Annotated in this window: 10 protein-coding genes, 1 pseudogene and 1 riboswitch; of the genes and pseudogenes, 9 read left to right on the top strand and 2 right to left on the bottom strand. The window is 48.0% G+C overall.

The window, feature by feature from the left end; all coding sequences use genetic code 11:
- Positions 1-118 precede the first annotated feature (118 nt).
- Positions 119-2,605, bottom strand: coding sequence for a TonB-dependent receptor (locus AD930_RS09115; RefSeq protein WP_061505984.1), 2,487 nt, complete (start codon positions 2,603-2,605; stop codon positions 119-121).
- A 482-nt stretch (positions 2,606-3,087) separates the two neighbouring features.
- On the opposite strand from AD930_RS09115, the gene AD930_RS09110 reads away from it, so the two are divergent.
- The 9 genes from AD930_RS09110 (at position 3,088) to AD930_RS09070 (ending at position 17,071) form a co-directional block, all read left to right on the top strand.
- On the top strand, positions 3,088-3,408 hold the full coding sequence (locus AD930_RS09110; protein WP_061506010.1) for a non-heme iron oxygenase ferredoxin subunit: 321 nt from the start codon (positions 3,088-3,090) through the stop codon (positions 3,406-3,408).
- 266 nt (positions 3,409-3,674) lie between these two features.
- Positions 3,675-3,775, top strand: a riboswitch (guanidine-I (ykkC/yxkD leader).
- A gap of 205 nt (positions 3,776-3,980) precedes the next feature.
- Complete coding sequence (locus tag AD930_RS09105) at positions 3,981-4,712, top strand: urea amidolyase associated protein UAAP1 (protein ID WP_208598588.1); 732 nt, start codon at positions 3,981-3,983, stop codon at positions 4,710-4,712.
- A gap of 11 nt (positions 4,713-4,723) precedes the next feature.
- Positions 4,724-5,359: an urea amidolyase associated protein UAAP2 gene (locus tag AD930_RS09100; protein ID WP_061505983.1), complete on the top strand. Its 636-nt coding sequence runs from the start codon at positions 4,724-4,726 to the stop codon at positions 5,357-5,359.
- A gap of 93 nt (positions 5,360-5,452) precedes the next feature.
- On the top strand, positions 5,453-9,052 hold the full coding sequence (gene uca, locus AD930_RS09095) for an urea carboxylase (RefSeq protein WP_061505982.1): 3,600 nt from the start codon (positions 5,453-5,455) through the stop codon (positions 9,050-9,052).
- A 4-nt stretch (positions 9,053-9,056) separates the two neighbouring features.
- Positions 9,057-10,871: an allophanate hydrolase gene (atzF, locus tag AD930_RS09090; protein WP_061505981.1), complete on the top strand. Its 1,815-nt coding sequence runs from the start codon at positions 9,057-9,059 to the stop codon at positions 10,869-10,871.
- Between the two features lie 145 nt (positions 10,872-11,016).
- A complete protein-coding gene (locus AD930_RS09085; RefSeq protein WP_061505980.1) occupies positions 11,017-12,735 on the top strand; it encodes an ATP-binding response regulator in 1,719 nt (572 codons plus the stop codon).
- On the top strand, positions 12,722-13,648 hold the full coding sequence (locus tag AD930_RS09080) for a response regulator transcription factor (RefSeq protein WP_061505979.1): 927 nt from the start codon (positions 12,722-12,724) through the stop codon (positions 13,646-13,648). Before AD930_RS09085 ends, AD930_RS09080 begins: the two co-directional genes overlap by 14 nt.
- Before the next feature lie 174 nt (positions 13,649-13,822).
- Positions 13,823-15,412: a tetratricopeptide repeat-containing sulfotransferase family protein gene (locus AD930_RS09075; protein WP_197056226.1), complete on the top strand. Its 1,590-nt coding sequence runs from the start codon at positions 13,823-13,825 to the stop codon at positions 15,410-15,412.
- A gap of 183 nt (positions 15,413-15,595) precedes the next feature.
- A complete protein-coding gene (locus tag AD930_RS09070) occupies positions 15,596-17,071 on the top strand; it encodes an amino acid permease (RefSeq protein ID WP_082781799.1) in 1,476 nt (491 codons plus the stop codon).
- Between the two features lie 127 nt (positions 17,072-17,198).
- Here AD930_RS09070 and AD930_RS09065 read toward each other — a convergent pair.
- A pseudogene (locus tag AD930_RS09065) lies at positions 17,199-17,477 on the bottom strand (transposase); the annotation flags it as partial.
- Between the last annotated feature and the right edge of the window lie 517 nt (positions 17,478-17,994).

Raw genomic sequence — 17,994 nt, 5'->3', positions numbered from 1 at the left:
TTTGAGTTGATATGTGCACCGACACGAGGTGCACACCAAAATAATAGAAAGACCCTCGTATGGAAAATATGTTTCACATAGATGGGTCTTTTTTTATTGTATCAGTCAGACGCAATTTTTAGAAATGTGCGCTTGCTTCCAGCCCAAAGGTGCGTGGTGTTAAAACGCTATAGGCATAATAGCGTTCAGCAATGCCATCACGGGAACGAATGGAGCTCATATCATTACTGACTGCAGTTACAGCATACTGATCAGTCAGGTTATTGACAAAAAGATCAACACTCCATTTCCTTGTGTTGTATGTAATAGACGCTCGGTGCGTTACATAACTGGGCATGCGGTAGCCATAGCCTTCTAGCCCCACACGAGAGAAGATGCTGCCTTGATAAGTCGTTGCCCAATTAAACTGGATATTTCGGTCTTCATCTAGGGGCAGGGTGTAGTTTGCAATAATACTGCCCGAATTCTTGGTCGAGCCGGGTAAACGGTCTCCTGGCTTTCCTGCATAGGAGCCTAGTACGTTGGTGACTAATCCTGGAGAGTATTTTGTCAAGTGTGCATCAACATAAGAATAGGTCGCTGAAATCGTAAAGTTTGGCAGAACCTTTACATTTACAGACGCATCGAAGCCTCTTGAGACCGCAGCCGCGCCATTTTTCGTAATTCCAACATTCCCATATTGAGTCTGGCCGGGAACCTGTATGTTTGTCCAGTCAATATTGTAGCCAGCCAATGTAAATATTAACCGACGGTGGAAAAAATTCCCACGGATACCAAGTTCAGCATTGCGTGTTTTATCTGGTTTATAACTGACTTCATTTGGTAGGGCGCAAGCATGCTGGACGCTTGTGTCCAATGGCATGGAGCAGGGGGCCACTTTGTTTACCCCACCCACACGATAACCAGTGCTGTAAGTGAAGTAGGTCATGATATTCGGGTTAATACGGTAGGAAATGTTCGCTTTCCACATGGTGCCATTGGCACCGGTAGAACCCTGTTGTGAGCTATAGTTTACATTCGGGTAGGTTTGGAAGAGCGGCAATGCAGTGCCACCATCTACCGAAGAGTCATAATCAAAGTACCGGAAACCACCTGTAATCTGAAGATTTTTCAAGATATGGTAGGTAAGCTCGCCATACACTGCGCGCTCCTGCGTTTTGGTGTGCACGCGTGAGGCATATTCAAGTTCATCAGGCCGATCGATATCCGCCCAAGATGTATACCCAGGGACATACTCGTGGCGGTTGGTATCTGTTTTCTGGTCGTTGTAAAAACCACCAATAACCCAGCTTATCGGCCCCTTATGGGTAGAAACAAGGCGCAGCTCTTCGTTGAACTGTGTGTATTTTCTGTGATTCTCTGCATAGGAAGAGAAGTTTGGGAAGGCTTGGTACCCATAATCAAGATCAAGCAGAAGATCCGTATTATCTTCAACTGAGTCTATGGTCTGGTGTGTATAAGCCGTTGTGTTGACCAACTGAGCAAAGTTGAAAATGTTGAAATAGAATTCCCCGCTATAAAGGTCTGATTTGCGGTTTACTGGCTCCTGATAACGCCACGGTGCATCATAATGGCCAGTCCCGAGCACGCCCGCAGCATTGGCCTGCTGGCCGCCTGTACGGGTTTCCTGGTGCATATAGGTCAGGTAGCCCTTAATGTTAGGATTAACCTGCACCAAGAGCTGGTTACGGGTTGTAAAGGTGTGGTCGTAATTCAGATCTTTACGGCGGTAAAAATTCTGGGCGCGCTGTTCAACTGTACCCAAAGAGTTAGCACCCGGCTGCGGGTTAGAAACTCCTGGTGTCTTCAGCAGGTAATTGTAGTCCATAAAGCCGGGGTCATTATAGTACCCCACAACCGTTCTGAACGCCAGATGGTCTTTGATGAGTGGGATATTAAACGTGCCTGTTGTTTCACCACCGGGGGAGCCACTGTGCGATTCCCCAAAGGTCTTGCCGGTCACATCTGCAGACCAGTGGTTCAGAACAGGGCGGTGGGGCATATAACGAATAGCACCGGCCAAGGTGCCTAAACCGTATAGGGTGCCCTGTGGCCCCTGTAGTACTTCAAGGCGATCTATATCGACCATTTTGAAGTCTGTATAAAGCGGCACTTCACCCAGATAGACACCAACCGAGTTGTTGGTGAAGTTCCCGGTTGTTGACGTTGAGCCAGAAGAGAGGCCGCGCATAATAATGTTACCGGTATTGCCCGGGCCGTTATCGGTAATGGTCAAACCCGGCACAAAAGAGCTCAACTGGCGAATGTCAGTGATCCGCTCATTCTTCATCAGCTTCTGATCAACGACAGAAATATTAATGGGCGAGTCTTCCAGCTTGGTTGAACGCCGTGTTGCCGTAACCATAATCTGCTCTTCTTGGGCAGCGCGCACTTTCTGCTGAACAGGCTTAACAGCTGCGGCTTTCGTTGTTGCAGGTTGCTGCTTTGCTGATGCGCCAGAGCGTGTCTTCTTTTCTGCCACTGGGCCATTCTTCTGGTCAGACGAGGCTGCATGAGCAGAGGCAGCGAGAGCAAAGGGAGCGCCACTAATCAACATGGTGGCGCAAAACAGATATGCCCTTCTTTTAGCCGGACAATCCTGCATACATTACTCCTGTTTTCACTTTGGTGAGTATCTCAGTTGCCAGTTTGAGCAACTAAGACGAAAGTTGCTAAACAAATTCATGTGGAGCGTAGATCAATCATTTCGTAACCGATATATGTCGTTTGACGTAATTAAAGGTGTTTGTCATCAAAAAAGCGTTGGTTTTCAAAAATGAAGTGCATTAAATGATCGTTATCATTGAGATATGGTAAGGCATATCAAATGCAAAACAGCGATTTTCCTAATTTATATAATTATAAAAAATAATGATAAAATAATAAAAAATACAATATATCCTGCGGTTTCTGTGCGGTGCTATAACGACACGTACTAAGCGTGCTGTAGGCATAATCTGGTTTGGTAAAATATTTTTTGTGGCATAGGGAGGGCATGGTGATTGTAAAACTAGGCAACCTATGTCAGCTTCAATTCTCAGATCGAAACGGTCTACAAATTTACAAAAATGTATGCTGGAGAAAGCAATGGTCGAAAAAGTTTTTTTGTGCCGTAACAGCGAGCTTAAAGAGAGCGCTATGCGCCAGGTGGCCGTTGCGGGAATAGATGCCTCACTGGTGGTTTATAAGGTTAAGGGTAAGGTTTATGCGACAGACGCCCTTTGCACCCATGGTAAAGTAGCTCTTAGGGAGGGTGATCTGGAGGGAACCACCATTTACTGCCCATTGCACGGTGGTGGTTTTGATGTTTGTACGGGTAAGGCTGTTTCTCCGCCGTGTACTGTTCCGCTCAAAACATATTCCACCGTTGTTGAGGGTGATGATATTTTCGGTTTGTTGGAGGATTAATCTTCCCCATCTTATGCGGATTTAAGCTGTCATCTTTACGTCAAAAAAGAAAAATGGGTGCTTTTGACCTTAGTTGAAAGCACCCCTTAATTTTAGATAAAAAACACTTACAATACAATACGTTAACCATGTTCTTTATGGCGTATAGGCAAGCTTCGCTCCGGTAAAATAAATGTTTCTTCCAAAAAATCCATTACGGTATTGATTCAATGTCAGAGACTCTGCTATCAAAGCGTTATGCAGTCTTAGTTAGACTGTAACAATATGCAATGGTTCGCTAGGGTTCCGACCTGTTTATGCAGGTGCCTGGTCCGAGAGCGAACGACCTCTGGTTGAGGTTACACGGCGGGACAAAAGCCCGGGAGACAGCACACTTTTTGTGTCGCGCTGCTCTGTTTGTCGTCGTGTTAACCGGAGGTCTTTAAAATGCATTTCTCTCCTTCCGCCTTATTTATCAATGAGATAGGACTCTCGCTTACACAATCTTGTAGGCCTGAGTTTTCTGTTCCTGCTGCTGCGCGTGCTTGTTCACGCTGTTGCGCTTTCCACCCTCCAGGAGCTGAGAGTCTATAATGAAAAATGATATGTCGACGTTACGTCCGTGTCTTTACGAAGAACTTGTCCCTGGTGGGGGGCATACGTCTTTTATCCTTAAGCGTGGGCGTGTTTTGCGCATTAAAGATATAGAGGGCGGTGCAAATGTAAGTGCCACTTTTCTCAATGCAGATCAGAAAAGTGAGCGTTTTAACCTACCAGATACCCTAAAGGGGCAGCATACTGCAAAACTGACTGCGGGGCACTGTCTGTATTCTGATATGGGACGCGTTTTACTCGCTATATCAGAGGATAGCTGTGGCTGGCACGACTCTTTTGGCGGCGTACTGAACGCGCAGGAAGTAGAAGAAAAATACGGCCCTGGCCGCTATCAGGAGCTGCGCAATAAATTCCATCGCAATGGACACGATAACCTTCTTGTAGAAATGGGAAAGTGGAACCTTAATATTCAAGACCTCCTGATGGTTGTTAATTTTTTCAGTAAAGTCATAGCTGATGAAACGGGTCAGTTTTCCTTTGTGGAGGGCAACTCTTCTGCGGGTGATTATATCGACTTGTACGCTCCGATGGATGTGCTGATTATTCTGACTGCGTTGCAGCACCCCATGGACCCTTCACCGCAGTACAACCCAAAACCTATCTCTTTTTCAGTACATGATGTTGCGGAAGACGGTATTTCTTTTGGTTGTCACACCTCTCGGCCAGAAAATGGGCGCGCTTTTTTCAATACAGCTCTTTATTGCGTGTAAGGAAAACGGACATGAAATTGACGCCAAGTGCTCTATCACCCGAAACAGCGTTTTTCCGCCATGTGATTCCCGCAGGTGAACCGTTTCTTTTTGAAATAAAAGCTGGTCAAACACTGCGCCTTCTCGATCTGGAAGGTAATCAGGCCATAGATACTTTATTTTATAACGCTCAAGCGCCACGGGAGCGTTACGACCCCCAGCGTACAATACGGCGCCAAAATAGCGTTTACCTTACGTGTGGCACAGTGCTGTATTCCAATATGGGTAATCCTATGTTGACAATTGTGGCAGATACATGCGGTAGGCATGACACTTTGGGTGGCGCTTGCGCGCAAGAGAGCAATACCGTTCGCTACGCGCACGACCGCCGGTTTATGCATAGTTGCCGTGACAATTTCTTGTGTGCCTGTCTGCATGATGGCAGATTAGACAAGCGTGATATTGGTGCCAATATCAACTTTTTCATGAACGTGCCTGTTACACCAGATGGTGGGCTTACGTTTGAAGATGGTATTTCCGCCGCCGGAAAATATGTTGAAATGCGTGCCGAACAAAATGTTATGGTTCTTATTTCTAATTGTCCGCAATTGAACAATCCCTGCAATGGGTGGAATCCCACACCTGCTGAAGTGCTAGTCTGGAATTAAAAACAGCCACTTTGGCTGTTTTTAGGTGGGTTGTAGAGCCAGGCGAATCTTTTTCCCGTAGTGGGTAGCCACTTTCTTCTGAATGAAATTGTAATGTTTGAAAAATTACTCATAGCTAACCGTGGTGCCATTGCAGCCCGTATTGAGCGGACTTTACAAGACCTGCATGTTGGTTCGGTGGCTGTCTATTCGGAAGCAGACCTTTGCAGTCTTCATGTACGCAATGCGGATCAGGCTATTTCGCTTGGAGAAGGCGCTGCAGCCGAGACATATCTGAGAATAGATAAAATTCTGGCCGCAGCTCGGCAGGCGGGGGCTCAGGCTATTCATCCTGGTTACGGGTTTTTGTCTGAAAATGCCGCTTTTGCTGAAAAGTGTGAGAGTCAAGGTTTTGCGTTTGTTGGACCTACACCGGAGCAGCTTCGTACTTTTGGTTTAAAACATACCGCGCGAGATCTGGCCGCCGCACAAGGCGTGCCTATGCTGCGTGGCACCCCTTTGCTCAATACAGCGCAAGACGCAACAGATGCCGCTACCCAGATCGGGTACCCGGTCATGCTCAAAAGTACGGCCGGCGGTGGCGGCATAGGCATGCGTGTCTGTTACTCTGAAGAAGAATTGATAGAGGCCTTTGATAAAGTTCGTCAGTTAGGCCTTAACAACTTCTCTGATGGAGGAGTATTTATTGAAAAATATATTGAGCATGCACGGCATCTTGAAGTTCAGATATTTGGTGATGGAGAAGGTGGAGTTATTGCCCTTGGAGTGCGCGACTGTTCAATACAACGCCGAAACCAGAAAGTTATAGAAGAAACCCCAGCCCCTGGCCTGCCCGATGGCATAGCTGAAGCCTTGTGTGAAGCTGCAATTCGGCTCGGTAAAGCCACGCACTACCGCAGTGCTGGCACTGTAGAGTTTGTTTATGATAGTGATGTCAAGCAATTTTACTTTCTAGAAGTTAATACACGGCTACAGGTTGAGCACGGGGTAACGGAGCAGGTCTGGGGTGTAGATCTGGTTCGGTGGATGGTTGAACTGGCGGCAGGCACACTGCCCCCGCTCAGCATGCTCATGGCTGGCTTAACGCCGCAGGGGCATGCCATTCAAGCCAGACTGTATGCTGAAGACCCCGGCCGTAATTTTCAGCCCTCTCCTGGCCTTGTCACGCATGTTCACTTTCCACCAGCAGACGGAAAAGCTCTGCGTATAGATACATGGATAGAAGCTGGCGCAGAAATCCCTGCGTTTTTTGACCCCATGGTGGCTAAGGTTATTGCGCATGATAGCACGCGGCAAGCAGCCGTTGCCCGGCTGGATGAAGCACTCGCCAAAACAGAGATTTACGGGGTTGAAACTAATTGTGCCTATCTTAGGCAAATTCTAGCCTATCAACCGTTTGTAGAAAGCAACCCATGGACAAGATGCCTTGAGGGCTTAACCTATAAAGCCAATACGTTTGAAGTTCTTGTCGCTGGCACACAAACCACCGTGCAAGATTTTCCCGGCAGGTTGGGGTACTGGGCTGTTGGTATTCCCCCCTCTGGCCCTATGGATAACCGATCCTTCCAGTTGGCTAACAGGCTTTTGGGTAATGCCGCAGGAACGCCTGGTCTTGAAATAACCATGAATGGCCCAACTCTGCGTTTTAACACAGACGCTGTTGTTGCCGTTACCGGTGCCGAAATTGTTATTGAGCTTGATGGGCAGGCTTGCTCAATGAACACCGTATTCCGTGTTTGTGCAGGGTCTGTTTTAAAGCTGGGTAGTATCGTCAGAAAAGGGGCACGTAGTTATCTGGCCCTTCGCGGCGGGATTGTTGTTCCCTCTTATCTGGGCAGTTGCAGCACGTTTATTCTGGGTCAGTTTGGCGGGCATGCGGGGCGCGCGTTGCGTGTAGGTGATGTATTGCATCTCCCGCCGTCACAGAGCCTAACCGATGGTGCTGTGCTGCCTGTATCGCTTACCCCAACACTGCCCGATGTGCAGACCGTGCGTGTGATCTATGGCCCCCATGCCGCACCGGAATATTTCACACCCGCTTATATGGAAACATTTTTCGCTACAAAGTGGGAAATCCATTTTAACTCCAGTCGCACGGGCATTCGCCTTATTGGCCCCAAGCCGGAATGGGTGCGTGAAAGTGGTGGAGAAGCAGGCCTTCACCCCTCCAATATTCATGACAATCCATATGCCATTGGGGCAGTCGATTTTACGGGAGATATGCCGGTTATTCTGGGGCCAGACGGCCCTAGCCTAGGTGGGTTTGTGTGTCCTGTAACCGTTATAAGCGCGGACCTATGGAAACTGGGGCAGCTACGGGCAGGTGATCTGGTGCGCTTTGTACCGGTTGACCTCCCCACGGCGCACAGCTTGGCCCGTTCGGATGAAGCTGAAGTCCAGACACTGCAAGAGCAAAGCCCATCGTGGGAGCGCGCACAGCTTTCCTCCCCTATTGTCATGACCGAAGGGGAGGGCAGCACACGCCTTGTGGCCCGGCTCTCTGGTGATGCAAACCTTCTGCTTGAAATTGGCGATCCCGAACTTGATCTGACACTCAGGTTTAGGGCGCATGCGCTCATGCGCGCAATGGAGGCAGAAAATCTCAACGGCATTATTGATCTAACGCCCGGCATTCGTTCCTTACAGATTCATTATGCATCCAATCTAATCACTTCTGGGCAGTTGCTCAGCATCATTAAGCAACTGTGGGCAGATGTTTTAAAAAAAACCAATCTACGTGTTCCGTCTCGTATTGTGCACCTCCCTCTCTCATGGGACGACCCCGCTTGCCAGTTGGCCATTCGTAAATACATGACCACCGTGCGTAAAGATGCACCATGGTGCCCCAGTAATTTAGAATTTATCCGCCGTATTAATGACCTTGGCAGCATTGATGACGTGTACAACATTGTCTTTAACGCCAGCTACGTGGTTATGGGGCTGGGAGATGTCTATCTGGGCGCTCCAGTCGCAACGCCGCTAGACCCGCGTCATAGGTTGGTAACCACAAAATATAACCCAGCCCGCACCTGGACAGCGGAAAACTCGGTTGGCATCGGCGGGGCTTACCTGTGCGTTTACGGTATGGAAGGTCCGGGGGGCTATCAGTTTGTAGGCCGTACCTTGCAAATGTGGATGCGGTATCGCTTGCCAGAAGCGTTTCAGGGTAAATCATGGCTCTTGCGCTTTTTTGACCAGATCCGTTTTTATCCGGTTTCAGCCGAAGAGCTTGAAGTTATCCGCCGAGACTTTCCGTTGGGCCGTTATGATATCAAAATTGAACAAACAGAAATCGCTCTTTCAGATTATCATGCGTTTCTTGAGCAGCATCATGAGGCAATTTCCACGTTCCAAAAATGCCAGCAGGCCGCTTTTGATGCAGAACGCCAACGCTGGATAGAAAATGGTACGGCTAATTTTGAAAGTAACGATGTAGCCCTAGGGGAAGGGGAAGATGTACCGTTAGCCAACGGTCTGCAGGCCGTTGAAAGCGGCATTGCCGGCAACCTATGGCAGGTACTTGTTAGCCTGAACGACAGAGTTGAAGTAGGTCAGGTTGTTGTTGTTCTGGAATCCATGAAAATGGAAATATCTCTTGTTGCACCCTGTTCTGGCACAGTTATGGAAATTCGCATTCAACCTGGCGCTCCAGTCAGATCCGGACAATGCGTCATTGTAATCAAGGAAGACTGAACTCATGAAAAACGATTTTCCTAATTTACATATTGATAGTCTTTCCGCAGCTTATACTCGCGGCGACATAACCCCGCGCGACCTGATGGCACAGCTGAAACGCCGTGCGACAAAACTGAATGCAGAATTTAATCTATTTATACATATTCTAGATGAAGCAGAACTCGAGCCTTATCTGGAAAGACTTGAAAATCCGGCAGCCAAAACCAAACCGCTTTATGGTATTCCGTTTGTTATAAAAGATAATATTGACCTAAAAGGTGTTGCAACCACAGCCGCGTGCCCGGCTTTTGCCTATATGCCTAAGGAAAGTGCGACCATTGTTGAACAGCTAATTGAATTAGGGGCTTTACCTGTAGGAAAAGCCAATCTGGATCAATTTGCAACAGGGCTTAACGGCACACGCTCCCCCTACGGTATCTGCAAAAACAGTGTTCTGCCGGAGTATCCTTCAGGCGGGTCAAGTGCGGGCTCTGCATTGGCGGTTGCGTTGGGTGTGGCCAGTTTCTCTTTGGGTACAGATACAGCCGGTAGTGGGCGTATTCCTGCGGCGTATAATAATCTGGTTGGCCTTAAAGCCAGTAAAGGACTTATTTCAACAGCTGGTGTTGTGCCTGCCTGTCGCACGCTTGATTGCACGACCCTTTTTACCGCTACGGCGGCAGAAGCCAGCCGCTTACTGGGGTTGGTTGCCCGGCACGACCCCCGTGATGATTTTAGCCGCCACAACCCGGCATGGAACGATGCAACAGCCTTTGGTGACATTGAACCGGGTTTTCGGTTTGGTGTGCCAAAAGTAACAGAATTTTTTGGTGATGATGAAAGCGCAGCACTCTTTGCCGCCTCTATCGCCAAACTCAAAAACATGGGTGGAACAGAAGTCTCCTTAGATTTTTCTCCATTTTTGGAAGCCGCCCGCTTACTGTATGAAGGGCCATGGGTGGCAGAGCGTTACCTGGTTGCGGGTCCATTAATAACAAAAACCCCAGAAGCCGTTTTGCCGGTTATTCATGATGTTCTTGAAAAAGCACCGCATTATTCAGCACTCGATCACTTCAAGGCCTTATACCGGCTGCAACACCTAAAAATGGTGTGTGATGCCCTGATGGCTGACCTCGACTTTGTAATAACCCCTTCCATGCCCCACCCGGTTACCCTTAATGACTTGTATAGGGAACCTGTTGCGGCCAATTCAAAATTGGGCTGGTACACCAACTTCATGAACCTGCTGGACTACGCTGCTGTAGCCGTGCCTGCCAGTTTTATGACCAATGGCCTACCATGGGGCATTACGTTGTTTGGGCGGGTATTTACAGATCAGTACCTTCTGTCTGTTGCCAACAAATTCCAGCATACTACCAAGTTAGCGCTGGTGGGCGGCAACACACTGCCGGATTCTGTAGGTAAAATGCGCCGGGCAAGTAATGACAGAGCTCGCGTTGTTGTTTGCGGTGCCCATCTGGAAGGTTTGCCGCTTAACTGGCAACTGCGTGAGCGGCAGGGGCGTTTGGTCTCTGCCACCACAACCTCTGCGCATTACCGCCTATATGCCTTGCCGGGTGGGCCGCCTATGCGCCCTGCCATGGTACGCGCTAGCGAAGGCGGGCAGGCCATTGAAGTAGAAGTGTGGGAAGTGCCCTCAGCAGAGCTTGGGTCTTTCTTAACCAACATTCCAGCCCCATTAGCCCTTGGTAAAGTGGAACTGGCAGATGGCTCATGGGAGACAGGCTTTGTCTGTGATGGCTATGCCCTTGCCGACGCACAGGAAATTACCAGTTGGGGGGGGTGGCGTGCATGGCTGAAGTCACGCGCTTCATAAAGCGAGGCGGGTTCGGCTCCATTTCCAATGAAGTAATGATTCATTGAATAGTCTTAAAAATGGGTCTGCAATAGCCTTTATCATTGGCGTGGGGAGCTACGTTAGGTAAGTATTGTAATAGCGTGCATACAAGGCAGGTAATGGCATGAAGATACGCAAAAAAATGTGGGAGAAACAGCATTGGTTGCTTATTGCGACAATGCTACTTACTGCGTGTTTTCTTGCTGTTGTTTTGTTTGGGGCCGTGTTTTGGTGTGGTGTGGTTTTGGTGGGGTGGGCTACACTCATCTGGTATAGTGTGAGTGTTATTCTTTGCCTCTGCCTGCAGGCAGGGGTTGGTATATGGCAGTTGGTGTTACAAGAAAAACGCCACCGCACAGCAGAGGTAGAGGCGCAAAACCGCTTCAATGCGTTAAAAGCAGAGCTTGATGAGAGCACCAGAGCGCAGACGGCCCTACGTAGAGCGCACGATGCCGCTCTTGCCGCTAATGAAGCAAAAACACGTTATCTGGTCTCTGTCAGTCATGATGTTCGCTCACCACTAAATACCATTTATGGCTATGCCCAACTGTTAGAGCGTGGCAACCCGTTTCCCCCCAAAGAAGCTGGGGCTGTTATTCGTCAATCAACCGAGTATCTAACAAGCCTTGTCGAGGCCCTGCTGGAAGTTTCAAAAATAGAAAGCAAACATGTAGAAGTCCAGTCAGACGTTGTTTCAATACGAGACTTGCTTGAACATGTTATCATGATGTTTCGGGTACAAGCACAAGCAAGAGGTCTTAAACTAGACTTCATTGCACATGATCCATTACCAACCACGATCAGGACAGATGAAAAACGGCTTCGCCAAATTCTCGTAAACCTCCTTTCAAACGCCATTAAATATACAGATGAAGGCTGCGTAACGCTTTCCGTGCACTATCGAAATGAGGTGGCGCGGATTGACGTGAATGACACAGGGGCAGGCATTGCCACAGATGATCTGGAGCGTGTGTTTGAACCTTTTGAACGTGGTTGCGGTGCGCAAATTCGGGGCAAGCCCGGCATAGGACTTGGCCTTGCCATAACACGAGTGCTTACGCAGATGTTGGGAGGCGAGATCACAGTAGACAGTCAGGTGGGTGTTGGGAGCACATTTTGCCTCAGAATTATGCTGCCCATCGTTCATAACCTGTCCGACACAGCAGAACCCGCGCCCTCTAAAGGTCAGATTGTAGGGTATAGAGGCAAACCGCTTTCCGTGCTGGTGGTCGATAATGATGCGCTCCAGCGTGACTTTCTGGAGGCCTTGTTGGTGCCGCTAGGCTTTGGTGTGCATCAAGCGTATGACGGCCTTTCAGGCCTTCACGCCGTGGCGCAATTCCACCCAGATATGGTGCTGCTGAGCGTGAAAATGCCCGGTGAAAACGATCTGGTAACGGCGGCTAAAATACGCTCAGAACACCCACGCAAACCAGCTATCATTATAGTTTCTGCCTGCAATGCCGAACTAAATGCAGATGCAGACAGAGCCGCAGATTATGATGCTTTTGTTACAAAACCCGTTGATAGTAACACCTTACTCACCACTATCGGCCACGTACTACACCTAGAGTGGATTTACGTGAATGACGATGAGGTGGAAATCGACATACCTGATTTTTCTAACGATTATTTTTCGGGTCTTTCATCGAAAATTCGACAGTCTTTCCACAAAATTCGCCAAGCATCAGAGCTGGGGCATGTTCGAGGCGTGGAAAACGTGCTGAATTCTCTCGCAATCGAAACGGAATCTGATAGAATATTTATTGCGATAATAAAACGGTATGTGCGTGACTTTGACCTGGCAGCAATAACCAGAGCAATTAACGATGCCGAATTATGATCAACTGACAGAAAGAGCACAGCCATGTGTTCTGGTTGTCGATGATATGCCTCAGTCACTGCATTTTGTGACAGCTGCACTGGAGGAAGCAGGCATGACCGTGCTTATAGCTCGTGATGGTTTTGCGGCACTGGACCTTCTTAAGAAGGTGGTGCCCAATATTATTATGATGGATGGGTTAATGCCGGGTCTAGATGGTTTTGAGGTTACGCGGCGGCTACGGGCCGATCCAACGTTTACTCATGTGCCGGTTATTTTTATGACAGGCCTGACCGGAACTGAGCACGTTGTGCAGGGCCTTAAAGCGGGGGGCGTTGATTATATTCGTAAGCCGGTTGATGTGAACGAACTGGTGGCACGTGTACATGTACATTTGCACAATGCCAGAACAGGGCAGGCTGTTACGCAGGCACTCGATTTTGGTCACCGCCCAACCGTTGGTGTCGATAATCAGGGCATCTTGTTGTGGCACACCCCACAGTCCGCTGTTGTTTTAACTAGTGCTTTTCCCGGTTGGGCCATTAATCAGCCTCTGCCAGAGCCACTGCGTGCCGTCATCATCAACCTCCTCCAGCAGCGCTCCCTTGCGATGCGGCAAACAATAGAGGTTGCTGGTGGGGTGATAGAGTGTGTGTTGATGGGGACAATGGATGACAGCATAAACGCAATATCGCTTTTATTAAAACGCCCAGGTGACGAGGAGCGTTTGCTTGAAACACGCCTTGGGCTTACGGTGCGTGAGGCACAAGTATTGCTCTGGATCAGCAAGGGTAAGTCTAACAGAGACGTGAGTATTATCTTGAACATCAGCCCACGCACGGTCAACAAACATCTTGAGCAGATCTTTGTTAAACTTGGTATTGAAAACAGAACATCAGCCGCAGCTATTGCTATGGCAACAATGACTAAGTGAGGACAGATCAATATTATAAAAATCTATTGACTAACAAAATAGAATAAGTCTTTTCCTTCACGTAGCTATCACTTAAGGGAGTATAAAATAGATGCCGACATTGCCCGTCGCTCATAATGCCCCTTTTAGGGTAAAGAGCGCAGGAATATCAGTATGCTGCAAGAATAGGCTGTCATGATGCCGAATTTTCTTCTCAGCAACCTTAAGCAGGCTCGTAGCGCGCTTGAACAGGGCAACGTGCCAAAAACACAATCTCTTGCCATGGCCGTCTTGGCGCAAGATGCTCGTTCAGCCGCTGCATATTTTCTGCTCGGTGTTTGTGAAATGACAAGGGGAAACATACGTTCAGGAAAAGATCTTTTAGAAACATCTGTTGGTTTTGAACCCTCTGTGGAAGGTTGCGCCCAGCTAGCACGTGTTTTTTTACTATTGCGGCGCGATGCAGATGCCTTAGCTGCGTTGCAGGAAGCCGAAGCTTGCTTAAACACTGGCAAAGAATCTGATGCTATAACGCGCGATACAATAGGCTGTGCCTATTCGCGTTTAGGTATGCACGCGGCATCTCTCGCACATTTTGAAGCGGCAACCCGTGGTGCGCCAAGTAATACAGCATTTTTTTATAATTGGGCAGTAGCTTTAAGCTTTGTTGGGCGGATAGATGAGGCGGATAAGGCTTTTGAGGCCCTTATAGCCCGTGCTCCTGATAATGCACGGGCTCACCACGGTTTGAGTGGGTTGCGGCGGCAAACTGCAGAGCGTAACCATGTGCCCCGTTTACGCGCAACACTAGCTCGGGCAGAAGACCCAGAAGCGCGTTTACTGCTGGGTTATGCGCTGTCAAAAGAACTCGAAGAAATTGGGCAGGCAAAGGAGTCTTTTCAGTTTTTGTTTGATGCCAACAAAGCACATAAAAAGCAGTTGGCGTATAGCATTGAGCAGGATGAAAAAATTTTTGATGCTATAGAACAAAATTGGCCGCTTTATGCTCAAGCGCCCGTCAATAATGCGCCTGTAGAGGAACCGGTTTTTATTATAGGTATGCCACGAACAGGTACAACCTTGGTGGATCGTATTATTTCCTCTCATCCAGATATGGTGAGCGCTGGTGAACTTCAGGCTTTTCCCATCGCAGTCAAAGCCGCCTCTGGTGTCAGAACCAGATTGGTTCTGGATGTGGAGACAATTGCGAAAGCTGCAGATAAAAACCTTGGTATGATAGGGCGCGACTATATTGCGCGTGCACGCTCACATTTGCCAGCACAAGGCATGCGGTTTAGCGACAAATTTCCCGGCAACTTTATGTATGCAGGGCTTATCGCCAGAGCGCTGCCCTCTGCACGTATTATTTGCCTGCGCAGACATCCGATGGATACCGTTTTAAGTAATTTCAAAAACCTATTTGCTACAACATCACGTTATTACGACTACAGCTATAGCATAGAGGATATTGCCAGATATTACGTGCGTTTTGATAGATTAATGCGTTTTTGGCAACAGGAAATACCGGAGCGTATCTTGGAGGTGCAGTATGAAAATATTGTTCTAGACCAAGAAAACATCACGAGGAGTATTCTCGAACATTGCGGTTTAAGCTGGAACGATGCCTGCCTTTCTTTTCATAAGAACAATGCCGCAGTGTCTACACCGAGCGCGGCTCAGGTGCGCCGTCCACTTTACCGAGATGCTTTAGAACGTTGGAAGCAGCATGAGGAAGATTTAATGCCTGCACGTCATATTTTGGAGCAGGCAGGAATTACATTGTAGAAAACCATCCTTTTTTGACGTGTGTAAAAGTGGTGGTTTTTTACCCCGTTGTATCATTCTTCCTGCAAAATGTTTGGTATAGTTAGTTTCTGCATGATGCTCTTTGTTCTTTTAGGTCTGCTCCCATGTTCAGTGTTGTTATGATTGCTTGTCGAGGGTAAACTGATGTCATGTTCTCAAAAAATGTCTTCTGTTAAAGCTGTATCTGAGCTCTCTGGGGCGGAAGATCTTGCGCAGTTTGGCTATGGTCAGGAATTGCGCAGAGAATTAGGGCCATTTGCATCTTTTGCATCTGGTTTTTCATTTGTATCTATTTTATCGACAATTTTCGAACTTTTTGCTACGGGTTATGGCTTTGGTGGTCCGCTTTTTTTCTGGACATGGCCGATCGTTTTTATCGGCCAGTTTTCTACTGCGCTCTGCTTTGCAGAACTTGCTGCTTCTTATCCTGTGGCCGGAGCGGTGTACCAATGGTCTCGGCGTTTATCCAATGACAGCATAGGCTGGTCTGCGGGCTGGTTTATGCTGCTTGGCTATATTATGAGTGTGGCGGCCATTGCTATTGCCATGCAATCTGTGTTGCCAAGTGTCTGGATTGGCTTTCAGGTTCTTGGGGGTGATACAGCCTTGGGTTCGCCAACAGGGGCGGCCAATGCTGTTATTTTAGGAACAGTGGCCATTGCTATTTGCTCCCTAATCTCTTCCCTAGGGGTGCGGGCAGCAGCTACGGCAACAGCAATCGGTGTGTATTGTGAAATAATCGGTTTGATTATCCTGCTTGTTGTTTTGTTTACCCATACCAGTCGTGGCCCGTCTGTTGTGCTGGGCGGCGGAGTGCAATCACCCACATTCTGGAGTTTTTTGTCATCTACCTTAATGGCGGCCTATGTCATGTATGGGTTTGATAGCGCAGCAGAGCTCTCAGAAGAAACCAATGACCCACGACGCACCACGCCCAAAGCTATTATTCAGTGTCTTATGGTTTCATTTTTTGGCGGGGCTCTTATGGTCATGGGGGCTCTTATGGCCGCGCCATCGTTAACAGACGGCAATTTGGCCAAAGATGGTGTTTCCTATGTTTTGGCTGCTGTAACAGGTGGTTTTGCAGGGCACGTACTGTTTGCAATGGTCGCAATTTCCATTCTCTCTGCCACTCTTGCCATTCAAAACGCGGCAGCAAGAGTTATGTTTTCGATGGCGCGCGATGGTGCGTTGCCTCTGTCTCCTTTTTTGACACGCGTATCAGTCAGAACCGGAACACCTTGGGTTGCAACACTCGTAGTAACTGTGCTGGCTATAGCACTGTTGTGGCTGTCTTACGGTGACTCCGCTATTTTTAGTGCTTTGTGTTCTGTTACGACTGTTACAATTTATTTTGCTTATTTGTTGGTTACCCTCCCTATGCTTATTTTACGCATCAAGGGTGTTAACCCTGTCTCAGGGGGTATGGAGTATTTTTATTTGGGACGGAGTAAAGGGCTTATCATTAATTTTGTTGCTGTTGTTATTGGGGCTCTTCTACTTGTTAATGTGGCGTGGCCAAGATTGTCTGTTTTTGACCCCGGCAATACCCACTGGTATCTACATTATTTTCCGATTATTTTTATGGTTGTTGCGTCTGTTTTTGGTCTTATTACATATAAATACAAGAATAAATAAGCCGGGTTACCGTTTAAGCCCGCTATGGCTAATCGACATTCAGGATTCCCAAATAGGCTAATCGCTGCTTCATAGGTCTCCGTGTTGATAGGAGGAGAGGGTGATGGGGATCCTAAATGTCGATTGGCCCTAAAAAGCGCATGAAGGAGAGACGCTCATTGATCAGGTATTCCGTCCGTTCGTCGGACAGATTGTTCAGCGTCTGGATCACTAGGATTTTGAACATCAGCACCGGATCAAACGGTGGACGATCGCCTCTACTACCGTCTGCATAGGCCAGAGCTTTATCTAGGTCAGGACGAAATGCTTCGAAATCCACAGTCCGGGAAAATGCTTCGAGCTGATCACTAAGCCCGCTCAGCCCAGCAAGTCCCTCTTCAACATCAAAGAAATCTAGTTGCTTCATGCAGCCATTCCCTCACTCTCCCTATGAGGAATGGAGTCACAAAAAAGGGCCAAAAACCACTGCTTTTTTCGAATCCTCCATTTGCATCCATGGTGCGTTTGAGTGATCTATGCACCTATACTGAAAATGTCAGTAATTGTCGGTATCGGCGCTTGCGTGTCCCCGTAACCATCTGACTACTATGTTATGCAGCAACGTGAATGTTGGGGTATAGAAAGGGGTATTCCATCGGAATGTCGCTATATATGATTTATGTAAATCATATAATTATTTAAAATTATTGATTGTCTCTCTCTCTCCGTCAGCCACAAAATCCCAAATAAAAATAACTAGCTTACAAACAGTGGTTGATAGCTCCATCGACCTTGTCGGTAGTGCTCCTGCGCTAGCTCTTTTACGCTTAAAAAGAACGCCGGAGTATGTGGCTGCCGGTTAGAAGGAACCTTTCCCTGTGGATAAGCAAAGCTAACGTATAGCTTGGGTCTGTTAATAAGTGGGCGTGCCAGCGCAGCCAGAA

Source organism: Acetobacter malorum (assembly GCF_001580615.1).
Classification (GTDB): domain Bacteria; phylum Pseudomonadota; class Alphaproteobacteria; order Acetobacterales; family Acetobacteraceae; genus Acetobacter; species Acetobacter malorum.
Note: the sequence above shows the minus strand (reverse complement) of the source record. Positions and strands in the feature narration are given on the sequence as shown.

Bases quoted from the DNA above. Each gene is read 5' to 3' on its own strand.
- AD930_RS09070 (WP_082781799.1), top strand. From the start codon at position 15,596: ATGTCTTCTGTTAAAGCTGTATCTGAGCTCTCTGGGGCGGAAGATCTT.
- uca (WP_061505982.1), top strand. From the start codon at position 5,453: ATGTTTGAAAAATTACTCATAGCTAACCGTGGTGCCATTGCAGCCCGT.
- atzF (WP_061505981.1), top strand. From the start codon at position 9,057: ATGAAAAACGATTTTCCTAATTTACATATTGATAGTCTTTCCGCAGCT.
- AD930_RS09075 (WP_197056226.1), top strand. From the start codon at position 13,823: ATGATGCCGAATTTTCTTCTCAGCAACCTTAAGCAGGCTCGTAGCGCG.
- AD930_RS09100 (WP_061505983.1), top strand. From the start codon at position 4,724: ATGAAATTGACGCCAAGTGCTCTATCACCCGAAACAGCGTTTTTCCGC.
- AD930_RS09080 (WP_061505979.1), top strand. From the start codon at position 12,722: ATGCCGAATTATGATCAACTGACAGAAAGAGCACAGCCATGTGTTCTG.
- AD930_RS09115 (WP_061505984.1), bottom strand. From the start codon at position 2,605: ATGCAGGATTGTCCGGCTAAAAGAAGGGCATATCTGTTTTGCGCCACC.
- AD930_RS09085 (WP_061505980.1), top strand. From the start codon at position 11,017: ATGAAGATACGCAAAAAAATGTGGGAGAAACAGCATTGGTTGCTTATT.
- AD930_RS09110 (WP_061506010.1), top strand. From the start codon at position 3,088: ATGGTCGAAAAAGTTTTTTTGTGCCGTAACAGCGAGCTTAAAGAGAGC.
- AD930_RS09105 (WP_208598588.1), top strand. From the start codon at position 3,981: ATGAAAAATGATATGTCGACGTTACGTCCGTGTCTTTACGAAGAACTT.